Raw genomic sequence first — 20,757 nt, forward strand, 5'->3', positions numbered from 1 at the left:
GACGCTCAGGAATCGACGCCCAGGACACGTCCGGCGGTGAAGGTGGCCGCGTCGTTGATCATCCCGTTCCAGCGGTAGGAGAAATGGGCGAAGAAGTTGATCCCATCGGAGCAATAGGGGTCGCCGTTCGCGCACAGGTCGATCGCCCGGTCGCCGTAGAGCGGGCTGATCTGGGTCAGTGGGCCCAGTGTCGACACATCGCGCGAGGGGTTCCCGAAGACGGCGATGGCGGCGACGTGGTCGACCATGGAATCGGGCAGCGGCGCGGGCCGGAAGAACCAGATGGTTCTGTTGCCGATGGTGATGAGGTCGATGACGCCTGCGCCCTGCGACATGCCACCCAGGACGATCTTGGTGTCCGGACACATGCCGGCGATGTACTGAACGTGCTTGTTGGCATCGACGGCACCTGCCGATGTCGACTTGGAGAAGTTCCAGCTGGCGGGATAGTCGACCGCGTAAGCCGAGACTCGTTTTCCGAGCAGCTTCCATTTCAGCGAATCAACGAAGGCTTTGCCGGCCCAGCCCAGTCCGGCCCGGTCCGCAGTTCCGCGGGCGAAGACCACCTCGACGTCCGGGCACGAGACAGCGGCAGCAACAGGGCCGTTGACGACAGACACGGCGGCTGCCGCGGCTGTCAGTGCCGCGACCATGAGGGTGCGAGCGACCTGGAATGTGCGCACGCCGATCACGCTGACACATTGCTAGCAAATTTGCCCAGCTCGGCGATGCAAGAGTGACCCAACAGTTGCCAAGTTGTGTCGCAATGAAGCCGTTCGGTGTCTCAGCGGCGGGATAATCCCCTCCGCTCAGCGAATGGCGCCGACTTCGAGCAGAAGCACACCGACGACGATCAGCGCGATTCCCGCGAGCATTCGGGGAGTCAGCGCCTCCTGGAACAGGTAGCGCGACGCGGTTGCGGTCAGTGCCACGCCGGCGGCGGCCCAGATGCCGTATGCGACACCCAGCGGCATACCCGCGCGCAACGACCCGGCCAGCATCGTGAACGCGAGCAGGTAGCCGACCAGGACCACGACGTAGAACGCTGCTCTGCCCCGTGCCGCGACCCGAAGTGACAGTGTCGCGGTGACTTCGGTGAGGATGGCCCCGGTCAACAACAGGTACTGCATGCCGTTCACCGGTCCGCCGCGCCGGCGGGCGGTTCGGAGTCCTCCGCACGGGATCCGGTCTCCACCAGTAAGACCCCGGCGATCACACAGACCAGACCGATGCCCATGGCGACGGTGAACGCTTCGCGGTAGATCAGCGTCGACAGCGTCGCCGTCAACGCGACTCCGCACGCGCCCCAGATCCCGTAGGCAACTCCGAGGGCCATGCCGCGCTTGAGCACCACGGTGAGGAACACGAACGACGCCAGATAGCCCGCCACCACCACCACATACAACGCGGGCATGGTGGCCGAACCCTTCAGCGACAGCGTCGCCGCCACTTCCGTCGCGATGGCCAGAGCCAGATAGAGCAGGGTCACCCGGCGGTCCTCCTTCTCGTCGCTGCCCGGCCATCATCGGCCATGCCCCTCGCAGACGCGCAGCCGGTCGCCGTGACCCCGTCCTGGTCCCCCCGATGGCGTCGTTGTCTGCCCTGGTGATCGCGGTTGGTCCTAGGGTGTGAGACGCATGGCGGGAGGACAGGAGGGCTCTGATGGGTGAGTTCGCTCAGCAAACACTGCAATCCGGTGTGGTGGTAATCAAGCCCGCCGGCCGGCTCAACATGGTGGCCGCACCGTCGCTGCGCAAGGAGTTGCACGCGCTCGTCGATGGCGGCAGCACCCGGGTGGTGGTCGATCTCAGCGGCACGGAGCTCATTGACTCGTCGGGGCTCGGGGCACTGATCTCTGGGCTCAAGGTGGCCCGGCAGGCGGGCGGCGATCTGCGTATCGCCGCGCCGACTCGCCAGGTGGTGACGGTCCTGGAACTCACGAATCTCAACCGGGTCCTCAGCGTGCACCCGTCGGCGGAAAGCGCCTTCGATGACCGGCCATGACCGGCACCGGGTGCTCGACACCACCACCGGCCCGGACACGCTACGGGACATCCAGCGACTGTTGGACGAGGTATGGGACGCCAACAATGTGCCCGAGACGACCCGCATGTACACCGATTTGGCTGTCAGCGAGATCAGCGCCAACATCATCGAGCATTCCGGCGACGGCAAGTCGGTGCACCTGATGATGGACGTGGAACTGCTGCCCGACTCCGTCCGCATCACCTTCACCGACGATGGGCGACCGGCCCCCGTCGACCTGACCCGGGTGGCGATGCCCGACGAGATGTCCGAGCGGGGGCGGGGTCTGGCGATCGCCTACCGAGTGCTCGACGAGTTGTCCTACCGGCGCGACCACGACGGCAATCACTGGACCTTGGTGCGGCGCCTCGCCGAATGAGGGTCGCGGCCACTGTTGACCGCGGCCACCGTCCCCGCCGCGACGAGCACCGCGAACAAGGCGCGCGCCGCCGTCGCGCCTCCACTGTCGAGGGAATTGACGACCACTCCCGCGGCCGCGGCGCCGAGGGCTGCCGACATGAGTTGCACGGTGTTGATGGCCGCGGCCGCCACCGGCCCCTCGCCGGGGTCGTCGACCTTGCTCATCGCCCACGCTGACAGATGCGGCCATGCCATGCCGACCCCGATGCCGCTCATCATCAGTCCGAGAGCCCACACCGCGACATATCCCGCGGACGCGTCTTCACGTTGGGAAAGGGCATTCAGCGCCAGGCCGGTGGCCATCACGACCGGCGCGATCGCCGTCACCCGCCGGATCATCCGGTCACGGCTCAGGGTTGCGCTGCTGATCTCCGCAGCCGTCCAGCCCACCGCCAGACCGGCGCCCAGAAAGCCGGCCGCGACGGGCGTGAGATGCGCGAGCCGCTGCCCGAACAGCGGCACATACATGTCGACCATCGTCCCCGCCATCAACACACCCAGCGTCGCGTACACCCACTTGAGTGGACCTGCCCCGAAGACGCTGGGCGGCAAAACCGATGCGTCTGCCCGCCGGTCGACGACCAGGAACACCGCGAGCAGCACCGTTCCTGCGCATGCCAGCCCGACGGTCATCGCCGTGTCCTGGACGACGCCCGCCACACTGATGAGCAACGCGGCCACGCCGAGCAGGAGCAGGGACCACATCGGAATCCGCCGCTGGGACGCGACAGCACCGGGGTGCGCCGGGAGCGAGATCGGCACCAGTACCGCCATCGCCGCGACCATCACGACCAGCACTCCGAAAGCCCAGCGCCACGAACCGTACTGCGCGAACAGCCCGCCGGCCGCGGGCCCCAGGAGGGTTCCGACACCCCACATGGCCGACACCAGTGCCGACGCCTTCGTCCACAACACCACCGGCAGTGCGGTGTTGATCACCGCGTAGGCCAGGCCGGCGAGCAGACCACCGGCGACCCCCTGCACGGCGCGGCCGACGAGTAGCGCGGCCATGCTGGGCGCGAGGGCGCACCCCAGGCTGCCGACGGCAAACATGCTCAGCGCCATCAGGTATGACCGCCGTGGGCCCCATCGGGTGAGGACGGTGCTGACGGTCGTCGCCGCCACTACCGAGCCGACGAGATAGACCGTGGTCACCCATGAGTAGAACCGGTGCCCACCGATGTCGGCCACCGCGCTGGGCATCAGGCTGATGGTGAGGAATTCGTTCGTCGCGTACAGCGCCACGCCTCCGGCCAGCACTGTGGCCGCCCCGAGGTTCCTGGGGCCCAGGAGTTCTCGCCAGCGTCCGGCGGCCACGGCCGCGATCTCGGTCACGACGACGACCGTAAGACCTCAACAGCCGTTGAGGTCAACTCATTTGAGGCCGGCCGCGTCCATCCCCCGCAGTTCCTTCTTCAGATCGGCGATCTCGTCGCGGATCCGGGCCGCCAGCTCGAACTGCAAATCGCGTGCGGCGACCATCATCTGCTCGGTGAGGTCCTTGATGAGGTCGGCCAGTTCGGCGCGCGGCATGTTCGTCGTATCGCGCCCCTCCACGACGCCGGCACTGACTGCGCGGCCGGGTGCGCCTTGCGCCCGGCGGCCGCGGGAGGCGTTCCGACCGGAGCCGCCGACCTCCACCGCCTCGGTGTCGTCGGCTTCGCGGTACACCTGGTCGAGGATGTCGGCGATCTTCTTGCGCAACGGCTGCGGGTCGATGCCGTGCTCTTCGTTGTAGGCGATCTGTTTGGCGCGACGGCGCTCGGTCTCGTCGATCGCTTCCTTCATCGAATCGGTGATCCGGTCGGCGTACATGTGGACCTCGCCGGAGACGTTGCGCGCCGCGCGGCCGATGGTCTGGATGAGGCTGCGCGGCGAGCGCAGGAACCCCTCCTTGTCGGCATCGAGAATCGCCACCAACGACACCTCCGGCAGGTCGAGGCCCTCGCGCAGCAGATTGATCCCGACCAGGACGTCGTACTCCCCCAGCCGCAGCTGGCGCAGCAGCTCGACCCGGCGCAGTGTGTCGACCTCCGAATGCAGATAGCGAACCCGAATTCCCATCTCGAGCAGGTAGTCGGTCAGGTCCTCGGCCATCTTCTTGGTCAACGTGGTCACCAACACGCGCTCGTCACGTTCGGTGCGAAGGCGGATCTCCCCGATCAGGTCGTCGATCTGGCCCTTCGTCGGCTTGACGATGACCTGCGGATCGACCAGGCCGGTCGGCCGGATGACCTGCTCGACGAACTCGCCGCTGGTCTGGCTCAGCTCGTACGGGCCCGGGGTCGCCGACAGATACACCGTCTGACCGATGCGGTCTGCGAACTCTTCCCAGGTCAGCGGACGGTTGTCGACCGCGGAGGGCAGCCGGAACCCGAAGTCGACCAGATTCCGTTTGCGTGACATGTCGCCCTCGTACATGCCGCCGATCTGCGGCACGGTGACGTGCGACTCGTCGATGACGAGCAGGAAGTCCTCGGGGAAGTAGTCCAACAGGGTGGCGGGCGCGGTTCCCGGGCCCCGCCCGTCGATGTGGCGTGAATAGTTTTCGATTCCCGAACAGAACCCGACCTGGCGCATCATCTCGACGTCGTAGTTGGTGCGCATACGGAGCCGCTGGGCCTCGAGCAGCTTGCCCTGACCCTCCAGTTCGGCCAGTCGCTCCTCCAGTTCGGCTTCGATCGTCGAGATCGCCTGGGCCATGCGTTCGGGTCCGGCGACGTAGTGCGTGGCCGGGAAGATCCGCAGCGAGTCGACCTTGCGGACGGTGTCACCGGTCAGCGGGTGCAGGTAGTACAGTTCCTCGACCTCGTCGCCGAAGAACTCGATGCGCACGGCCAGTTCCTCGTAGGACGGGATGATCTCGACGGTGTCTCCGCGCACCCGGAACGTCCCGCGGGTGAACGACATGTCGTTGCGGGTGTACTGCACGTCGACCAACAACCGCAGCAGCGCGTCGCGCGGCACCTCGTCGCCCACCTTGAGTTCCACCGAGCGGTCCAGGTAGGACTGCGGGGTGCCCAGACCGTAGATGCAGGACACCGACGCCACCACGACGACGTCCCGGCGCGACAGCAGGCTCGATGTCGCAGAATGCCGCAATCGCTCCACATCGTCGTTGATCGAGCTGTCTTTTTCGATGTAGGTGTCGGTCTGCGCGATGTACGCCTCGGGCTGGTAGTAGTCGTAGTAGGAAACGAAGTACTCGACAGCGTTGTGCGGCAACATCTCCCGTAGCTCGTTGGCGAGCTGCGCGGCCAACGTCTTGTTCGGGGCCATCACCAATGTGGGCCGCTGCAGGCGCTCGATGAGCCAAGCCGTGGTCGCCGACTTGCCGGTACCGGTGGCGCCGAGCAGCACGACGTCGTGCTCGCCCGCGCGGACGCGGCGCTCGAGCTCGTCGATCGCCGCCGGCTGGTCGCCCGCGGGCCGGTATTCGCTGACGACCTCGAACTTTCCGCCTGCCCGGACGACCTGGTCGACGGGCCGGTATTCCGAATGCGCGAGCACCGGGTGTTCAGTCGCGAAGGCCATGGCACCAGGGTAGAACCTGGCACCGACATGCCGCCTCGTCGCCGCTCGCCGGCCCGTGGCCGCACCTTATGCTGGGCGACATCCATCCTCCCAAGCGCGAGACCTTCGACCTCACCACGCGCACCAACACCGATCCCAAGGGCATCGACCGGGCGGTCGACGTGTACACCGTGCAGCCGTGGGGCCTCTACATGGCCCGGCCCGCCCCGGGCCGGGCACAGTTCCACTACCTGGAGTCCTGGTTGCTGCCGACGCTCGACCTACGTGTGACGGTGTTCCACTTCAACCCCGGCTACGAGCGGGACCAGGACTTCTACCTGGATGTGGGCCGCTACTCACCGGGCCCGCAGCGGTGGCGCAGTGAAGACCACTACCTGGACCTGGTCGTCCGAACCGGCAGATCGGTCGAGGTCACCGACGTGGACGAATTGCTGGTCGCCGTGCGTGACGGTCTGCTCAGCTCCGAAGTCGGGGAGCGCGCAGTCCACACCGCGATCTCCACCGTCGGCGCGCTGGCCACCCACGACCACGATCTGCACCGCTGGCTGGCCACCCTCGGCGTCACGCTGACCTGGCGCGACGCGTAGTTCGAGCGGCTGCGGGTATGCCACGGACATGCCCGAACTTCCTGACGTCGAGGGCTTCCGCGAACGGTTGTCCGCGACGTTGCCCGGCCGCCGCATCGACTCCGTCGAGGTCCGTGACTCCGGTGTGCTGCGGAACGCCTCGGCCCGTGCCCTGAACCGGGTGCTGTCCGGTCGCCGGTTCGAGGAGCCGAGGCGCCACGGCAAGTGGCTGCTGCTCCCCGCCGAAGGTCCGACGCTGCTGGTGCACAGCGGGATGACCGGACGCCCCTACTACACGTCCGCCGGAGACGGTGACCGCCACGACCGCGTGGTGATCACCCTGGACCGCGGTGAACTGCATTACGCCGATCAGCGCAAACTGCGTGGGATCTGGCTGGTCGGCGACCACGAAGACGACCACGAAGACAATGATGACCTCGACGACATGCTCGGTGACCAGGGGCCCGACGCGCTCGGTCTCGATCGGCACGTGTTCACTGAGATCCTGCGGCGCCACCGCGGCGCGCTCAAGCCGACCCTCATGGACCAGTCGGTGATCGCAGGGCTGGGCAATCTGCTGGTCGACGAGATCTGCTGGCGTGCCCGGCTGAACCCCAAGATCCGCATCGCCGCGCTCGACGACAGCGACATACGGCAGTTGCACCGCGCCGTGACCAGCGTGTTGCGCACCGCGGTGCGTCACGGTTGCGTTCCGGGGCTACGGCGCTGGCTCACCCGGGTCAGGGACGACCCCGATCCCAGTTGCCCCCGGTGCGGCGCGAGGGTGAGCCGCGGCCGAGTCGGCGGCCGCAGCACTGTCTGGTGCCCGCGGTGCCAGCCAGGCTGAGGAGGTCTCGACGGGGCGGGTAACGAACCGGCTGGCACGCGGCGATGATCTTGATGATGACGACGACCGCCTCCCCCAGCGCATGTGATCGACAGCGACGGGAAGTTGTAATGTCGGCAGTCATGAGGTTCGTTCCGCGCAGATGGCCGCTACCGGTCGCCGTCGCCGTGGCGTGCACCCTGCTGACTGCCCCACCGGCGTCGGCCCAGCCGGAGCCGTCCCAGACCGAGGCGCCGCCCGCCGCGGCCGAGCAGGTCCTGCACAACATCGTCTACCGGGCTCGCGTCGACGGGGTCTCGCGCGGTGCGACGATCACCTACCGCACCGAGGGAGACCAGTTCCACACCGCCAACCCGACAATGGTGCCGGGCCGGGTGTTCGAGGCCAACGCCGTGCTACCCGCATCGCAGACCGCCAACATCCGCGTGTCCATCGAGTGGCCGTACTCGGCGAACCTGCACTGCGAGATCCTGGTCGACGACGCGGTGGTCGCCCAAGCCGACGACTTCGTCGGGCCACGGCTGACCCCCCAGCGCGACGACCCCGACTTCGGCGCCCTGACCTGCCAGGCGCCCGTCGGCGGCCTCGACGCGGCGATTCCCGCCGCACCTGCGCCGCCGGCGGAACCGGCCGCCCCGGCCCCGTCCTCGGAGGTGGCGCCGGCACCGGCCTAGCGGCCGAACGTCCAGCTACGCGCTGGGACGCCATCCGGTCGCATCGGCCCACGCCCAGGCCCGACGGTAGGCGTCGAGGAACCACGGCTCCTTCGCCGCGGCATAGGCACTCCCGTCGGCCGGCCCGGCGTCGGCGACGCGGCGCTTGAGCGCGAGATAGTCCGACGCGGCGTCTGGGTTGGCCCGCAACCAGTCGACGAACAGCAACGCGAACTGCTGACCGGGCCACCCCGCCACCCGCAGGTGCACGTGGGTCGGGCGACCCGGATCGGCCGAACAGTACAGCCGCTTGCCCCACAGTGCGTCGTCGTCGGTGTGGTCGAACGGTGCCTGGGTGCTGCGCGCATCGGGCTTGCCGACGTCGGCTGTGACAGCGGTGGCCACGTAGCCGGCTGACAGCAACGCGTCACCGAGCCCGTCGGCGTCATCAAGGGAGGCGACCGTGACCTGGACGTCGATGATGTCCTTGGCGTCCATGCCGGCGACGGCGGTGGACCCGATGTGGTCGATCCGCGAAGCGCGGTGCCCGCATGCGGTGTTCAGCCGGGCCACGATCCGCCGCGCCTGCACGGGCCAGTCCGGGTCTGCCGCCACCAGCACGGGTTGAGTCCGCGCGGGCCGACGGGCCTGCAGGTTGTCGGCGAAGGGTCGGATGCGGTCGTGCCACAGGGCACGGGCCTTCTCGACGAGTTCGCCGGCGCTGCCGGAATTGTCCAGCCAGACGTCGGCCACGGCGCGACGCTGCTCCTCGGAAGCCTGGGCGGCGATGCGCGCGCGGGCGTCCTCTTCGGTGAAGCCGCGGTACTCGATCAGGCGTTTGACCCGCAGGTCCGGGTCGGCGTGCACGATCACCACGAGCGGGAACATCGGCGCCATCTGGGATTCTACCAGCAGCGGAATGTCCTCGATGATGACTGCATCGGCGTGCGCGGCCTCGATCAGCTCCGAGCGGCGGTGCGCCACCAGCGGGTGCACGATGCCGTTGAGGGTCGCGCGCTTCTCGTCGTCGCTGAACGCGATCGCCGCCAGCGCGGGCCGATTCAGCGCTCCGTCTTCGGACAGGATGCCGTCACCGAATGCCTCGACCAGGCGGGTCAGCCCCTCGGTGCCGGGTTCGACGACCTCACGGGCGATCACGTCCCCGTCGACGACGATGCCACCGAGTTCACTGAACGTCGCCGACACCGTGGACTTGCCTGCCCCGATTCCTCCGGTCAACCCAATGCGCAGCACCGGATCAGTGTGTCAGGACACCGTCACCAGACGACGATGACCCCGTCACCAGACGACGATGACCCCGTCACCCAACGACGATGACCCCGTCACCCAACGACGAAGGCCCCGGCTCGAATCGAGCCAGGGCCTCCGTTCGTGTGTCGAACTACGCGTTGCCGGCGAGCTTTTCGCGCAGCGCCGCCAGCTGGGCGTCGCTGGCCAGCGACCCGCCTGCCGACGACTCCTCGGACCGCGACGTGCCGTTGGACGCCGGACGCGCGGCCTCCTCGGCCTCCGCCGCGGCGAACTTCTCCATCTGGGCGGTGTGCATCTTGTAGCGGCGCTCCGCCTCGGCGTAGCGCGCCTCCCACTCGTCACGCTGCTTCTCGAAACCCTCCACCCATTCGTTGGTGTCGGCGTCGAAGCCCTCGGGGAAGATGTAGTTGCCCTGGTCGTCGTAGCTGTCGGCCATGCCGTACTTCCAGGCCTCGAACTCTTCGCTGTTGTAGTCCTCGTTGGCCTGCTTGAGGCTCAGCGAGATCCGGCGACGCTCGAGGTCGATGTCGATGACCTTGACCATCGCATCGTCGCCGACCTGGACCACCTGGTCGGGCACCTCGACGTGGCGCTCGGACAGCTCGGAGATGTGCACCAGGCCCTCGATGCCCTCCTCGACGCGGACGAACGCGCCGAACGGCACCAGCTTGGTGACCTTGCCCGGCACGATCTGGCCGATGGCGTGGGTGCGGGCGAAGTGACGCCACGGATCTTCCTGAGTCGCCTTGAGCGACAGCGAAACCCGCTCGCGATCCATGTCGACGTCGAGCACCTCGACGGTGACCTCGTCGCCGACCTGCACGACCTCGGAGGGATGGTCGATGTGCTTCCACGACAGCTCGGAGACGTGCACCAGGCCGTCGACACCGCCGAGATCGACGAAGGCGCCGAAGTTGACGATCGAGGAGACCACACCCTTGCGGATGGCGCCCTTGGTGAGCTGGTTGAGGAACTCGCTGCGCACCTCGGACTGCGTCTGCTCCAGCCACGCACGCCGCGAGAGCACGACGTTGTTGCGGTTCTTGTCGAGCTCGATGATCTTGGCCTCGATCTCCTTGCCGATGTACGGCTGCAGATCGCGAACACGACGCATTTCGACCAACGAGGCGGGCAGGAAGCCGCGCAGCCCGATGTCGAGGATCAGGCCGCCCTTGACGACCTCGATGACGGTGCCCTTGACGGCCTCGTCTTTCTCCTTGAGCTCTTCGATGGTGCCCCAGGCGCGCTCGTACTGGGCGCGCTTCTTGGACAGGATCAGGCGGCCTTCTTTGTCCTCTTTGGTGAGGACCAGAGCTTCGACCTCATCGCCGACGGACACAACCTCGTTGGGGTCGACGTCGTGCTTGATGGACAGCTCACGAGAAGGGATGACGCCTTCGGTCTTGTAGCCGATGTCGAGAAGGACTTCGTCACGGTCAACCTTGACGATCGTTCCCTCGACGATGTCGCCATCGTTGAAGTATTTGATGGTTTTGTCGATGGCGGCGAGAAAGTCCTCGCTCGAGCCGATGTCGTTGACGGCTACTTGCGGCGAGGTGACGGAGGGACTTGGCATATGGTGGGTTGCTCCGGACAGGTTCGATCGTAGGGACAATTGTGGTTGTTGCGTGACCTGAGATCTTGCACACAGGTGCGTGACGAGTTTACTCGACGGGGTGCAGCCCGAACAAACCTGGTCGCCTCGGCGCTGACACCGCAGGTCGACAGCGACCCAGCCGCCGGCGCACATCTGTGCTGGTCGATAGGCTGCTCAGGTGTCTTTCCCCGGCGCCTACGGCGGACCCGTCCATCCTGGCACACCGGCGGGAGCGCCGTTCGTGCGTCGGGTGCGCAGCGTCGGCGCACCGATCGGCGTACTGATCACGCTGGGGACGCTGGCCGGCCTGCTGGTCATCCTGCTGACCGCGGTGAACCCGGCGGGCACCGCGGTGGGGTTCGTGTTGTCCAGCGCCGCGATGACTGTCGTGGTGCTGGCCTACCTGTGGCTCGACCGGTGGGAGCCCGAACCGCCGCGGCTGCTGCTGTTCGCGTTCCTGTGGGGAACGTCGGTCGCGGTGCTGATGTCCGCGGTGCTGCAGATCGTTCTGGAGGTCTGGTTCAGCGCCGGCACACCGGCCACCGACGAGGCGACCCCGAGCGCACTCACGCTGGTCCTGGCCGCGCCGGTAACCGAGGAAGCGGCCAAGGGTTTGTTCCTGCTGCTCATGATGACCGGTGCCCGCCGCAACGAGATGAACTCGCTGACCGATTGTCTGGTCTACGCCGGACTGGTCGGGGCGGGATTTGCCTGGCTGGAGGACATCCTCTACATCGCCGACGGTGAGTCGCTGGCGGACTCGCTGGCCACCGCGGCTCTGCGCCTGGTGATGGCGCCCTTCGCGCATTCTCTGTTCACCACGCTGTTCGCGCTGGGCGTCTGGTTCGCGCTGCACCGACGCAGCGCCATCGCCAAGACCGGCTGCATCGTGGCCGGCTACGCCGGAGCCGTGCTGTTGCATGCGATGTGGAACGGCTCGGCGCTGCTGGGCCCCGAGGGCTACTTCGCGGTGTATGTGCTGTGGATGATGCCGGTTTTCGGGGCGACCGTCGCGCTCGCGCTGTACAACCGGCGGCGCGAACAACGCATCGTGGCCGCCAAACTGCCGGGCATGGTGGCCGCCGGTGTCGTGACCGCCAACGAAGCCAGCTGGCTGGGCGCCATCGCCACCCGCAAGCGCGCGATCGCCGAAGCCTCCCGGTTCGGCGGGAAGCAGGCCGGTGAATCGGTGAAGCGGTTCGCCCAGCAGGTCGTGGAACTGGCGTTCGTGCGCGACCGCATCGACCGCGGGTTCGGTGATCACCGCGTCGCCGCACTGTTGGTCGACGAGACCCACGCCGTCTACGCTGCCCGCGCCGCCTCGCCTGCGCTGAGACAGCTGGCGGGTTACCACGCCGGCGTCCAGCTTCGTGGTTTTCAGCCGCCTGGAAGGTAGCTGTCAGCTTTCCGCCCTAGCGTGCGGGTCGTGATCCAACACCTCGTCAACTACGTCGGTATCGCCGTGCTGGCGACCTCGGGGGCGGTCGTCGGAGTGCGCAAAGGGTTCGATCTGTTCGGTATCGCCACACTGGCGGTACTGAGCGGAATCGGCGGCGTCGTCCTGCGGGACATGCTGCTGGATCTGGCGCCACCGGCGTCGATCCAACACTGGCAGGACATCACCGTCTGCCTGGCAGCGTCGGCATTGACCACGGTCTTCGCCAAATGGGTGATCCAGCTCAACCAGCTCGTGCTGGTGCTGGACGCGGTCGGCATGGGGTTCTTCGCGACCTCGGGCGCGGCGATCGCGGCCGATCACGGGGCCAGCTGGTTCGCTGCCGCGTTGCTGGGCGTGATCTCTGCAGTCGCGGGAAGCGCGATGCGCGACGTGGTGGCGCGCGAGGTACCGATGGTGCTGGGACCCGACGACATGTACGCCGCGCCCGCGATGCTCGGGGCGGTGCTCTACGTCGCGATCGACCACGTCGGCCATCAGTGGCTGGCGGTGGTGGTGGGCTCCGCAGTCGCCACGGTGCTTCGGCTCGCGGCCATCACGTTTCATTGGCGGCTGCCCACCGGGCCGCGTGAGTTGATCATGCACATGCACGATCACCCCAGCCGCGAGATGTCGACGTCGGCGACAACTGGGCGTCAGTGACGCTGTCGGCGTCGGCGGACCAGCTGCCAGGCCACCAGACCCGCCTGCACCCCGAACGCGATGGCGATCATCGAGATCAGCGTGGCCGGCAACGCCGAATCGCCGTCGGCTCCGAACAACTCCGCCACCCCGATCAGCCCCAGCGAGCCCGGCACCAGCAGCCAGAAGCCGGGGACGACCATCGCCACCGCAGGCGGCGAGTCCCGGCGCCGCGCGATCATCAGCGCCGCGACTGTCAGGGCGAGCGCCCCGAAGAACCCGCTGGTGTAGCCACCCAACAGCAGATCGCCGAGATACTGCGCGACGTAGGCGGTGTAGGCCAGCACCGCCAGCCAGGGCAGGAACGCCAGTGGCGGCGCGAGGAACAGCATGATGCCGACGACGAATACGCCGACCCCGAGCCAGGGCGCCCACGGGCCGAGCTTGTTCACGGCCTGCGAGGTCAGCTGCGCGTCGTCGAGCCCGAGCATGTGGCTCGCGATGAAGATTCCGAAGGCGAGCTGCGCCAGTTGCATGAAGCCTGCGACGAGCCTGCTGGCACCGGAGATGACGTCACCGGCCGCCAGCTCGATCACCGAGACGGTGATGGCCAACCCTGGCAGGAACACCGCCAGGGGCGGGATCAGCGCTCGCAACCCGACATGGTCAAGGCTCAGATACTGTGCGCCGACGATGCACAGCCCCGCCACGAGCACCGCGGCAAGCACCGGCGTCACAGGAGCAAGCACCGGCACTCGTTCGCTGACCGTCCACATGACCCCGACCATGAACCCGAGCACCGTGGCCGCCACGAGGTTGAGCACGGTGGGTTCCATGACCAGGGCGAGCCCTGCCGAGAACACGCCGTACCCGAGCACGGTGACCCACGCTGGATACGGGCGGCGCCGCGCGATGATCCGGTTCAGGTCCCGCTGGCCCTCGGCGGGCGACACCCTGCCTTCGACGGTCCGGGTCACCAGCTGCGCGAGCGGGAAGGTCTGGTCGAACCGCAGGGCCGAACCGACGCTGGCGGAAGCCACCGGCGTCCCCTCGCGGGAGGTCGGTCCCACCACCTGCACGTTGTTGGGCAAGGCCACGACCTCGTTGTGTTGGCCGTAGCCGGCGGACACCCGTTCGAGCGTCTGCCGGACGAACGTCACCGGATAGCTCGCGCCGGCCATCGCAGCCCCCAGCCGGGCCAGGAACTGTGTGCGGTCCGTCGTCTCCTGCATCCTCAGTGAGCCGCGGAGTCCCAGCTGGGTCCGTAGCCCACCGACACCTCCAGGGGTACCGTCAACGGATACGCGTTGCCCATGTGCTCGCGAACCAGTGCGTCGAGGGTGTCCCGCTCCCCGTCGGCGACTTCGAACAACAACTCGTCGTGGACCTGCAGCAGCATCCGCGACGCCAGGCCGGCGTCCTTGACGGCCTTGTCGACGTTGATCATCGCGACCTTGATGATGTCGGCAGCGCTGCCCTGGATCGGCGCGTTGAGCGCGGCCCGCTCGGCGGCCTCGCGGACGTTGCGGTTACTGCTGTCGAGTTCGGGCAGGTAACGCCTGCGACCGAACACCGTAGAGGTGTATCCGTCTTTGCGGGCCTGGTCGACGACGTCACGCAGATAGTCGCGCACCCCGCCGAACCGGTCGAAGTACTGCTCCATCTGCACCTTGGCCTCTTCCGAGGAGATCTTGAGCTGCTGGGCCAGCCCGTAGGCGCTCAGTCCGTAGGCCAGTCCGTAGGACATCGCCTTGACCCGGCGCCGCAGTTCGGCGGTGACCTCGTCGAGTGGCACGGAGAAGGCCCGCGAGGCGACGAACGAGTGCAGGTCCTCGCCGGTGTTGAACGCCTCGATCAAGCCCTCGTCCCCGGACAGGTGCGCCATGATGCGCATCTCGATCTGGCTGTAATCCGCGGTCATCAACTCGGTGTACGTCGCGTCACCGCCGACGACGAAGGCATCCCGGATCCGCCTGCCGGCTTCGGTGCGGATCGGGATGTTCTGGAGGTTCGGCTCCGTCGACGACAAACGCCCGGTGGCCGCAATCGTCTGGTTGAACGTGGTGTGGATGCGCCCGTCGGAAGCCACCGCGTTGAGCAACCCGTCGACTGTCACCTTCAGCCGGGTCGCGTCCCGGTGGGCCAGCAGGTGCTGCAGGAAAGGGTGTCCGGTCTTCTCGAAAAGGCTCTGCAACGCGTCGGCGTCGGTGGTGTAGCCGGTCTTGGTGCGTTTCGTCTTGGGCATCTCCAACTCGTCGAACAACACCACCTGCAGCTGCTTGGGCGAGCCCAGGTTGATCTGCTTGCCGATAACCCCGTAGGCCGCCTCCGCGGCGTCGCGGATCTGATCGCCGAACTCACTTTGCAGCGCTGAGAGCTTCTGCAGGTCCACCGCGATGCCGGCGGTCTCGAGTTCGGCCAGCACGCACTGCACCGGCAATTCCATGCTGCCCAGCAGCGCCGAGGAGTCGATGCGCTCCAGTTCCTCGTCGAGAGCGTCGGCCAGGTCCCGTACCGCGTTGGCGCGCAACAGCAGCGTCTGCACCGCCTGGTCGTCGACGCCGTCGCTGTCGTCGAGCAGCGAAAGCTGTTGCTGTTCCGGGTTTTCCGCGCGCAGCTCACGCTTGAGGTAACGCAGCGAGAGGTCGTCGAGGGCGAAACTGCGTTGTCCGGGCCGCACCAGGTAGGCCGCCAGCGCGGTGTCCGAGGTGACCCCGGCCAACGTCCAGCCCCTGCCCTGCACGTCGTGCATCGCCAGCTTGGCTTCGTGCAGGGCCTTCGGCACCGCGGGGTCGGCCAACCAGGACGCCAGTGCCGCCTCGTCGTCGGGATGCAGTGTGGCGGTGTCGAGATAACGGCCGTCACCGTCCGGGGCGACGAGGGCGAGCGCGGTGGCGTCGCTGTCGAACGCGAGATGGTTGCCGACGACGGCCAGGCCGAACCGCTCGCCGCGGTCGTATTGCGCCAACCACTCGGCCAGCGTTCCCTGCTCTAGCGCGCCGCCGCGGACATCGAAGCCCTCGTCGACCTCCGGATCAGCCGAAGCCAGCGTGTCGAACAGCCGGTCGCGCAGCACCCGGAATTCGAGGTCGTCGAAGAGCCGATGGATCTGGTCTCGGTTCCACGGGAGCATGCGCAATGTGTCCGGGGTCTGCGCCAACGGGACGTCGCGAACCAGGTCGGTGAGTTCGCGGTTGAGCACGACGCTGGACAGATGCGCGCGCAGGTTGTCGCCGACCTTGCCCTTGACCTTGTCGACATTGTCGACCAGGCCCTGCAGCGTGCCGTACTCGGCGATCCACTTCGTCGCCGTCTTCTCGCCCACCCCGGGAATGCCGGGCAGGTTGTCGCTCGGGTCGCCCCGCAACGCCGCGAAGTCCGGGTACTGCGCCGGTGTGAGACCGTACTTCTCCACCACCGCCTCCGGGGTGAACCGGGTCAGCTCGCTGACCCCCTTGCGGGGATACAGCACGGTGACGTCGTCGTTGACCAGCTGCAGGGAGTCCCGGTCGCCGGTGACCACCAGCACGCGGTACCCCTCGCCCTGGGCCTGGGTCGCCAGCGTGGCGATGACGTCGTCGGCCTCGAACCCGGGCTCGGCGAGCACCGTGATGCCCAGTGCGCCGAGCACCTCCTTGGTGATGTCGATCTGGCCGCGGAATTCATCCGGGGTCGCCGACCGGCCCGCCTTGTATTCCGGGTACTTCTCGAGGCGGAAGGTCTGGCGGGAGACGTCGAACGCCGCGGCGATGTGGCTCGGCTGCTCGTCACGCAACAGGTTGATCAGCATCGCGGTGAAGCCGTAGACGGCGTTGGTGGTCAGCCCGCCCTGCGTCTTGAAGTTCTCCGCGGGCAGCGCATAAAACGCCCGGAACGCCAGAGAGTTGCCATCGAGCAACATCAGCGTCGGCTTGGAGTCTGACGTCTGGCCGGCCTTCGTCTCCGCTGCGGTCTTGGCTGGGCTCACGCGTTCACTCTAGGCACCGGCTACGACACCGACCGACGCTCCCCGATCATCTGGAGCGCACGCTCACAGATCAGGCGCGCCGCCGGATCGTTGACGCCGCGACGCCATGCCCACACCAGCCGGCCGCGCAGCGCCGGCACTATTCGCAGGGTCTGCAGTTGGGGGTGAGCCCGCGCCATCGACTGCGGCAGGATGGCTACGCCGAGGCCGTGGACGGCGAGCTCTGCAAGCTCCTGGGGGCTGGTCGCCTCGAAAGCGATCCTCGGGACCACACCGGCGGCCGCGCACGCGTCCTGCAGCCGGCTCCGCAGGCCGGTGCCGCTCGGCAACGATATGACCGGATGAGGCGCCAAGTCGCTCAGCCGCAGCGACTTCCGGCCGGCAAGCGGGTGGCAGGAGGCTACGGCGGCCTCGATCACCTCCTCGGTGATCATCGCGAAGTTCAAGTCGGGCGGGTCGTCGTCGACGCCGACCGACGCGATCGCCGCGTCGAGTCGACCGTCGCGGAGTTCGACCATCAGTTCGTCGGATGTCGCCGTCGTCAAAGCGATCTCAACAGCCGGGTGGTCGGCATGGAAGTCGGCCAGCAGACGCGCGATGTCGAAGGGGTGTGACGTGACAGTCCCGATCGCCACCTCACCACGCACCACGCCGGCGATCTCGTCGACCGCCGCCCGACCATCCCTGAGGGCAGCCAGCGCGGCACGGGCGTGCGGCAGTAGCGCCCACCCGGCCTGAGTCAGACCGATCTCCCGGCTGGTTCGGTGCAGCAACGGCTGACCGACGGCGCGCTCCAACCTGCGGATCTGGGCGCTGACAGCGGGCTGCGCAACCCGTTCACGCGCGGCGGCCCGAGTGAAACTGCGCTCTTCGACGACCGCCACGAAGTACTCAAGCTGACGAAAATCCATAAGCATTGATTATGGATTGCAGAACAAACATGTATTGGACTTATGGATGCGGCTCGGTCACCGTGGATGTGACGTCCCAGGAGGAAATTTGACCGCATTCATCCTCGTCCCCGGAATGTGCCACGGTGCCTGGTGTTTCGAAGGCGTTGCGAACTCCCTACGGTCGGTTGGGTACCGAGTGCACCCCGTGACCCTGTCGGGCGTCGCGGAACGGGCACACTTGCTGGCCGGCGCTGTGAATCTCGACACTCACATCGCCGACGTCCTGGCGGTGGTCGAGGCCTACGCGTCCATGGACGACCTCGTGCTCGTCGGGCACAGCTACGGGGGCATGGTGATCACCGGTGTCGCCGACCGCATTCCCGAGCGGATCACCTCGATGGTGTTCGTCGACGCGGTCGTCCCGCAGGACGGCGAGGCCTGCTGGGACATCGTGGACGAGGCAGAGCGTGCCTGGTACGTCAAAGTCGACAACACCGGCTTCGGGGTGCCGCCGCTGCCGTTCTTCGACCCGCGCGCCACCTCCCATCCGCTGGCAAGCCTGATGCAGCCCCTGCGGCTGCTCAGTGATCATTGCCGATTCCGGCGAACGCTTGTCTACGCACTGGACTGGCCTGGTGAGTCGCCGATTCGACCGTCGTACGAGCGGGTCCGCGACGATCCGACCTGGCAGATTCATCTGCTCGATGGAAAGCACGACCTGATGCGGGACAAGCCGGACGAGCTACTGCGCATCCTGCTCGACGCCGCGGCTGACTGAACTGGAACACGTTTCAGTTATTTCGCCGCACTGGGTACGCTGACCCCGTGTCAGCTTCAACTCTCCCTGCGATCGACGGATGGTTCGCCACTGACGGTGACGGCGGCGCCTACCTGATCGGCGGCAAGTGCAACACGTGTGGGACCTATGTCTTCCCGCCGCGCGCCAACAACTGCCCCAACCCGGCCTGCGACGGTGATGACCTGGCTCAGGTGCCGTTGTCGCGTCGCGGAAAGCTGTGGAGCTACACCGAGAACCGCTACGCCCCGCCCCCGCCGTATCCGTCCCCCGACCCGTTCGAACCCTTCGCCGTCGCCGCGGTCGAACTGGCCGACGAGGGCTTGATCGTGCTCGGCAAGGTCGTCGAGGGCACCCTGGCCGCCGACCTGAAGGTCGGCATGGACATGGAACTGACCACCATGCCGCTCTACGTCGACGACGACGGTGTGGAACGCATCGTTCACGCCTGGAAAATCGCAGGCGCATCGAGCACGGAAGGTGCAGCGCGATGACGACTCCCGAACCGGTGTACATCCTGGGTGCGGGCATGCACCCGTGGGGCAAATGGGGACGCGACTTCACCGAGTACGGCGTCGTGGCCGCCCGCGCCGCACTGGCCGAGGCCGGCCTGGACTGGCGCCAGATCCAGCTCGTCGCCGGCGCGGACACGATCCGCAACGGCTATCCCGGTTTCGTGGCCGGCGCGACCTTCGCCCAGAAACTGGGCTGGAACGGGGTCCCGGTCACCTCCAGCTACGCCGCGTGCGCCAGCGGATCACAAGCCCTGCAGAGCGCGCGCGCCCAGATCCTGGCCGGCCTCTGCGACGTCGCGCTGGTCATCGGCGCCGACACCACCCCCAAAGGCTTCTTCGCCCCCGTCGGCGGAGAACGCCGCAACGACCCCGACTGGCAGCGCTTCCACCTGATCGGCGCGACCAACACCGTCTACTTCGCACTGCTGGCGCGCCGCCGCATGGACCTCCACGGCGCCACGCTGGAGGACTTCGCCCAGGTCAAGGTCAAAAACGCCCGCCACGGCCTCAACAACCCCAACGCCCGCTACCGCAAGGAAGCCACCGTCGAAGACGTGCTGGCCAGCCCCGTCGTCTCCGACCCGCTGCGACTGCTGGACATCTGCGCCACCTCCGACGGCGCGGCCGCGCTGATCGTGGCCAGCAAGAGCTTCGCCGAGAAGCACCTGGGCTCGGTCGCCGGCGTGCCGTCGGTGCGCGCGGTGAGCCTGCAGTCGCCGCAGTATCCCCAGCACCTGCCCGAACTGCCCGACATCGCCACCGATTCCACCGCCGTGGTCAACGCCCCCGAACGGGTCTTCAAAGACCAGATCCTCGATGCCGCCTACGCCGAGGCCGGCATCGGACCCGAAGACCTGAGCCTGGCCGAGGTCTATGACCTGTCCACCGCGCTGGAACTCGACTGGTACGAACACCTCGGCCTGTGCCCCAAGGGTGAAGCCGAGCAACTGCTGCGCAGCGGCGCCACCGCCGTGGGCGGCCGGATTCCGGTCAACCCCTCCGGCGGGCTGGCCTCGTTCGGCGAGGCGATTCCCGCCCAGGCCATCGCCCAGGTCTGCGAACTGACCTGGCAGCTCAAAGGCCAGGCCACCGGCCGCCAGGTCGAAGGCGCCACCGTCGGCATCACCGCCAACCAGGGCCTGTTCGGACACGGCTCCTCGGTCGTGGTCGCGCGCTGAGCGCGCAAGCAGACCGGGCGCGCTGAGCGCGCAAGCAGACCGGGGCGCGCTGAGCGCGCACGGCGCGTGTTGTTTGTCCGGCGACACGCTGCGCACGGCGTGCATTCCGCGCGCGCTCGCGGTGCAATGCAGCCTATGGCCGACGTCGTCACCGTGCGGGTGAAGCCCGGCAGCGCGAAGGGACCACTCGTGCAGACCGGGCCCGACGGTGCGCTGACCATCTATGTGCGCGAACGGGCGGTCGACGGCAAGGCCAACGCGGCGGTGCTCCGAGTGCTCGCCGAACACCTCGGCCTGCCCCGCACCCGGATCACGTTGGTCGCCGGCGCCACCGCGCGAATCAAGCGCTTCCGTATCGAGTGAGCGCACTCCGCGCCGACGAGCGCGCGCAGAATGCCGCGCCGACACGCGGCGCGC

General features: G+C 67.6%; 21 protein-coding genes. 11 read left to right on the forward strand and 10 right to left on the reverse strand.

Annotated features, from left to right (window positions below):
- Positions 1–5 precede the first annotated feature (5 nt).
- From J3476_RS01195 to J3476_RS01205, 3 genes are all read right to left on the reverse strand, one after another.
- On the reverse strand, positions 6–653 hold the full coding sequence (locus J3476_RS01195) for a cutinase family protein (protein ID WP_207064825.1): 648 nt from the start codon (positions 651–653) through the stop codon (positions 6–8).
- 156 nt (positions 654–809) lie between these two features.
- Positions 810–1,130: a multidrug efflux SMR transporter gene (locus tag J3476_RS01200; protein ID WP_207064794.1), complete on the reverse strand. Its 321-nt coding sequence runs from the start codon at positions 1,128–1,130 to the stop codon at positions 810–812.
- 5 nt (positions 1,131–1,135) lie between these two features.
- Positions 1,136–1,489 (reverse strand): multidrug efflux SMR transporter, encoded by a 354-nt coding sequence (locus J3476_RS01205; RefSeq protein WP_207064795.1) that lies wholly within the window; start codon positions 1,487–1,489, stop codon positions 1,136–1,138.
- Between the two features lie 173 nt (positions 1,490–1,662).
- Here J3476_RS01205 and J3476_RS01210 point away from each other — a divergent pair, with 173 nt between their 5' ends.
- Both J3476_RS01210 and J3476_RS01215 read left to right on the forward strand, forming a co-directional pair.
- Complete coding sequence (locus J3476_RS01210) at positions 1,663–2,004, forward strand: STAS domain-containing protein (protein ID WP_207064796.1); 342 nt, start codon at positions 1,663–1,665, stop codon at positions 2,002–2,004.
- Positions 1,991–2,404 (forward strand): ATP-binding protein, encoded by a 414-nt coding sequence (locus J3476_RS01215; RefSeq protein WP_207064797.1) that lies wholly within the window; start codon positions 1,991–1,993, stop codon positions 2,402–2,404. Before J3476_RS01210 ends, J3476_RS01215 begins: the two co-directional genes overlap by 14 nt.
- Here J3476_RS01215 and J3476_RS01220 read toward each other — a convergent pair.
- Both J3476_RS01220 and uvrB read right to left on the reverse strand, forming a co-directional pair.
- Positions 2,371–3,780 (reverse strand): MFS transporter, encoded by a 1,410-nt coding sequence (locus tag J3476_RS01220; RefSeq protein ID WP_207064798.1) that lies wholly within the window; start codon positions 3,778–3,780, stop codon positions 2,371–2,373. The genes J3476_RS01215 and J3476_RS01220 overlap by 34 nt on opposite strands.
- Positions 3,781–3,819: 39 nt before the next feature.
- The gene (gene uvrB, locus J3476_RS01225; RefSeq protein ID WP_207064799.1) at positions 3,820–5,979 is read right to left on the reverse strand and encodes an excinuclease ABC subunit UvrB; all 2,160 of its coding nucleotides are present in this window, start codon (positions 5,977–5,979) and stop codon (positions 3,820–3,822) included.
- Positions 5,980–6,059: 80 nt separating this feature from the next.
- Between uvrB and J3476_RS01230 the strand changes: the two genes are divergently transcribed.
- From J3476_RS01230 to J3476_RS01240, 3 genes are all read left to right on the forward strand, one after another.
- Complete coding sequence (locus tag J3476_RS01230) at positions 6,060–6,566, forward strand: DUF402 domain-containing protein (RefSeq protein WP_207064826.1); 507 nt, start codon at positions 6,060–6,062, stop codon at positions 6,564–6,566.
- A 28-nt stretch (positions 6,567–6,594) separates the two neighbouring features.
- Positions 6,595–7,392, forward strand: a complete 798-nt coding sequence (locus J3476_RS01235; RefSeq protein WP_207064800.1) for an Fpg/Nei family DNA glycosylase — start codon at positions 6,595–6,597, stop codon at positions 7,390–7,392.
- A gap of 122 nt (positions 7,393–7,514) precedes the next feature.
- Positions 7,515–8,066 carry a hypothetical protein gene (locus tag J3476_RS01240; RefSeq protein ID WP_207064801.1) on the forward strand — a complete coding sequence of 184 codons (552 nt, stop codon included), beginning with the start codon at positions 7,515–7,517 and terminating at the stop codon, positions 8,064–8,066.
- 15 nt (positions 8,067–8,081) lie between these two features.
- Here the strand turns inward: J3476_RS01240 and coaE are convergent, their stop codons facing one another.
- Positions 8,082–9,299: a dephospho-CoA kinase gene (gene coaE, locus J3476_RS01245; RefSeq protein WP_207064802.1), complete on the reverse strand. Its 1,218-nt coding sequence runs from the start codon at positions 9,297–9,299 to the stop codon at positions 8,082–8,084.
- Between the two features lie 148 nt (positions 9,300–9,447).
- Positions 9,448–10,893, reverse strand: coding sequence for a 30S ribosomal protein S1 (rpsA, locus tag J3476_RS01250; RefSeq protein WP_207064803.1), 1,446 nt, complete (start codon positions 10,891–10,893; stop codon positions 9,448–9,450).
- 199 nt (positions 10,894–11,092) lie between these two features.
- Here rpsA and J3476_RS01255 point away from each other — a divergent pair, with 199 nt between their 5' ends.
- A complete protein-coding gene (locus J3476_RS01255; RefSeq protein ID WP_207064804.1) occupies positions 11,093–12,310 on the forward strand; it encodes a PrsW family intramembrane metalloprotease in 1,218 nt (405 codons plus the stop codon).
- Between the two features lie 30 nt (positions 12,311–12,340).
- On the forward strand, positions 12,341–13,012 hold the full coding sequence (locus J3476_RS01260) for a trimeric intracellular cation channel family protein (RefSeq protein WP_207064805.1): 672 nt from the start codon (positions 12,341–12,343) through the stop codon (positions 13,010–13,012).
- Here the strand turns inward: J3476_RS01260 and J3476_RS01265 are convergent.
- The 3 genes from J3476_RS01265 to J3476_RS01275 form a co-directional block, all read right to left on the reverse strand.
- Positions 13,006–14,223, reverse strand: coding sequence for a threonine/serine exporter ThrE family protein (locus tag J3476_RS01265; RefSeq protein ID WP_207064806.1), 1,218 nt, complete (start codon positions 14,221–14,223; stop codon positions 13,006–13,008). The two genes, J3476_RS01260 and J3476_RS01265, sit on opposite strands and share 7 nt — an antisense overlap.
- Before the next feature lie 2 nt (positions 14,224–14,225).
- The gene (polA, locus tag J3476_RS01270) at positions 14,226–16,892 is read right to left on the reverse strand and encodes a DNA polymerase I (protein ID WP_207064827.1); all 2,667 of its coding nucleotides are present in this window, start codon (positions 16,890–16,892) and stop codon (positions 14,226–14,228) included.
- A gap of 86 nt (positions 16,893–16,978) precedes the next feature.
- Positions 16,979–17,869: a LysR family transcriptional regulator gene (locus J3476_RS01275; RefSeq protein WP_207064807.1), complete on the reverse strand. Its 891-nt coding sequence runs from the start codon at positions 17,867–17,869 to the stop codon at positions 16,979–16,981.
- Positions 17,870–17,957: 88 nt separating this feature from the next.
- On the opposite strand from J3476_RS01275, the gene J3476_RS01280 reads away from it, so the two are divergent.
- The 4 genes from J3476_RS01280 to J3476_RS01295 all read left to right on the forward strand — a co-directional run bounded on the left by J3476_RS01280 (position 17,958) and on the right by J3476_RS01295 (position 20,703).
- Complete coding sequence (locus J3476_RS01280) at positions 17,958–18,629, forward strand: alpha/beta hydrolase (protein WP_207064808.1); 672 nt, start codon at positions 17,958–17,960, stop codon at positions 18,627–18,629.
- Between the two features lie 47 nt (positions 18,630–18,676).
- Entirely contained in the window at positions 18,677–19,141 is a 465-nt protein-coding gene (locus J3476_RS01285) for a Zn-ribbon domain-containing OB-fold protein (RefSeq protein ID WP_207064809.1), read from the forward strand.
- A complete protein-coding gene (locus tag J3476_RS01290) occupies positions 19,138–20,340 on the forward strand; it encodes a lipid-transfer protein (protein WP_207064810.1) in 1,203 nt (400 codons plus the stop codon). The genes J3476_RS01285 and J3476_RS01290 overlap by 4 nt, the downstream gene beginning before the upstream one ends.
- A 135-nt stretch (positions 20,341–20,475) precedes the next feature.
- Entirely contained in the window at positions 20,476–20,703 is a 228-nt protein-coding gene (locus J3476_RS01295; RefSeq protein WP_207064811.1) for a DUF167 domain-containing protein, read from the forward strand.
- Positions 20,704–20,757 lie beyond the last annotated feature (54 nt).

The organism is Mycobacterium sp. PO1 (assembly GCF_017312405.1).
Lineage (GTDB): Bacteria > Actinomycetota > Actinomycetes > Mycobacteriales > Mycobacteriaceae > Mycobacterium.

Coding starts and splice junctions, on each gene's coding strand:
- J3476_RS01195 (WP_207064825.1), bottom strand. CDS start 653: ATGGTCGCGGCACTGACAGCCGCGGCAGCCGCCGTGTCTGTCGTCAAC.
- J3476_RS01200 (WP_207064794.1), bottom strand. CDS start 1,130: ATGCAGTACCTGTTGTTGACCGGGGCCATCCTCACCGAAGTCACCGCG.
- J3476_RS01210 (WP_207064796.1), top strand. CDS start 1,663: ATGGGTGAGTTCGCTCAGCAAACACTGCAATCCGGTGTGGTGGTAATC.
- J3476_RS01215 (WP_207064797.1), top strand. CDS start 1,991: ATGACCGGCCATGACCGGCACCGGGTGCTCGACACCACCACCGGCCCG.
- uvrB (WP_207064799.1), bottom strand. CDS start 5,979: ATGGCCTTCGCGACTGAACACCCGGTGCTCGCGCATTCGGAATACCGG.
- J3476_RS01235 (WP_207064800.1), top strand. CDS start 6,595: ATGCCCGAACTTCCTGACGTCGAGGGCTTCCGCGAACGGTTGTCCGCG.
- J3476_RS01240 (WP_207064801.1), top strand. CDS start 7,515: ATGAGGTTCGTTCCGCGCAGATGGCCGCTACCGGTCGCCGTCGCCGTG.
- rpsA (WP_207064803.1), bottom strand. CDS start 10,893: ATGCCAAGTCCCTCCGTCACCTCGCCGCAAGTAGCCGTCAACGACATC.
- J3476_RS01265 (WP_207064806.1), bottom strand. CDS start 14,223: ATGCAGGAGACGACGGACCGCACACAGTTCCTGGCCCGGCTGGGGGCT.
- polA (WP_207064827.1), bottom strand. CDS start 16,892: ATGTTGCTCGATGGCAACTCTCTGGCGTTCCGGGCGTTTTATGCGCTG.
- J3476_RS01275 (WP_207064807.1), bottom strand. CDS start 17,869: ATGGATTTTCGTCAGCTTGAGTACTTCGTGGCGGTCGTCGAAGAGCGC.
- J3476_RS01290 (WP_207064810.1), top strand. CDS start 19,138: ATGACGACTCCCGAACCGGTGTACATCCTGGGTGCGGGCATGCACCCG.
- J3476_RS01295 (WP_207064811.1), top strand. CDS start 20,476: ATGGCCGACGTCGTCACCGTGCGGGTGAAGCCCGGCAGCGCGAAGGGA.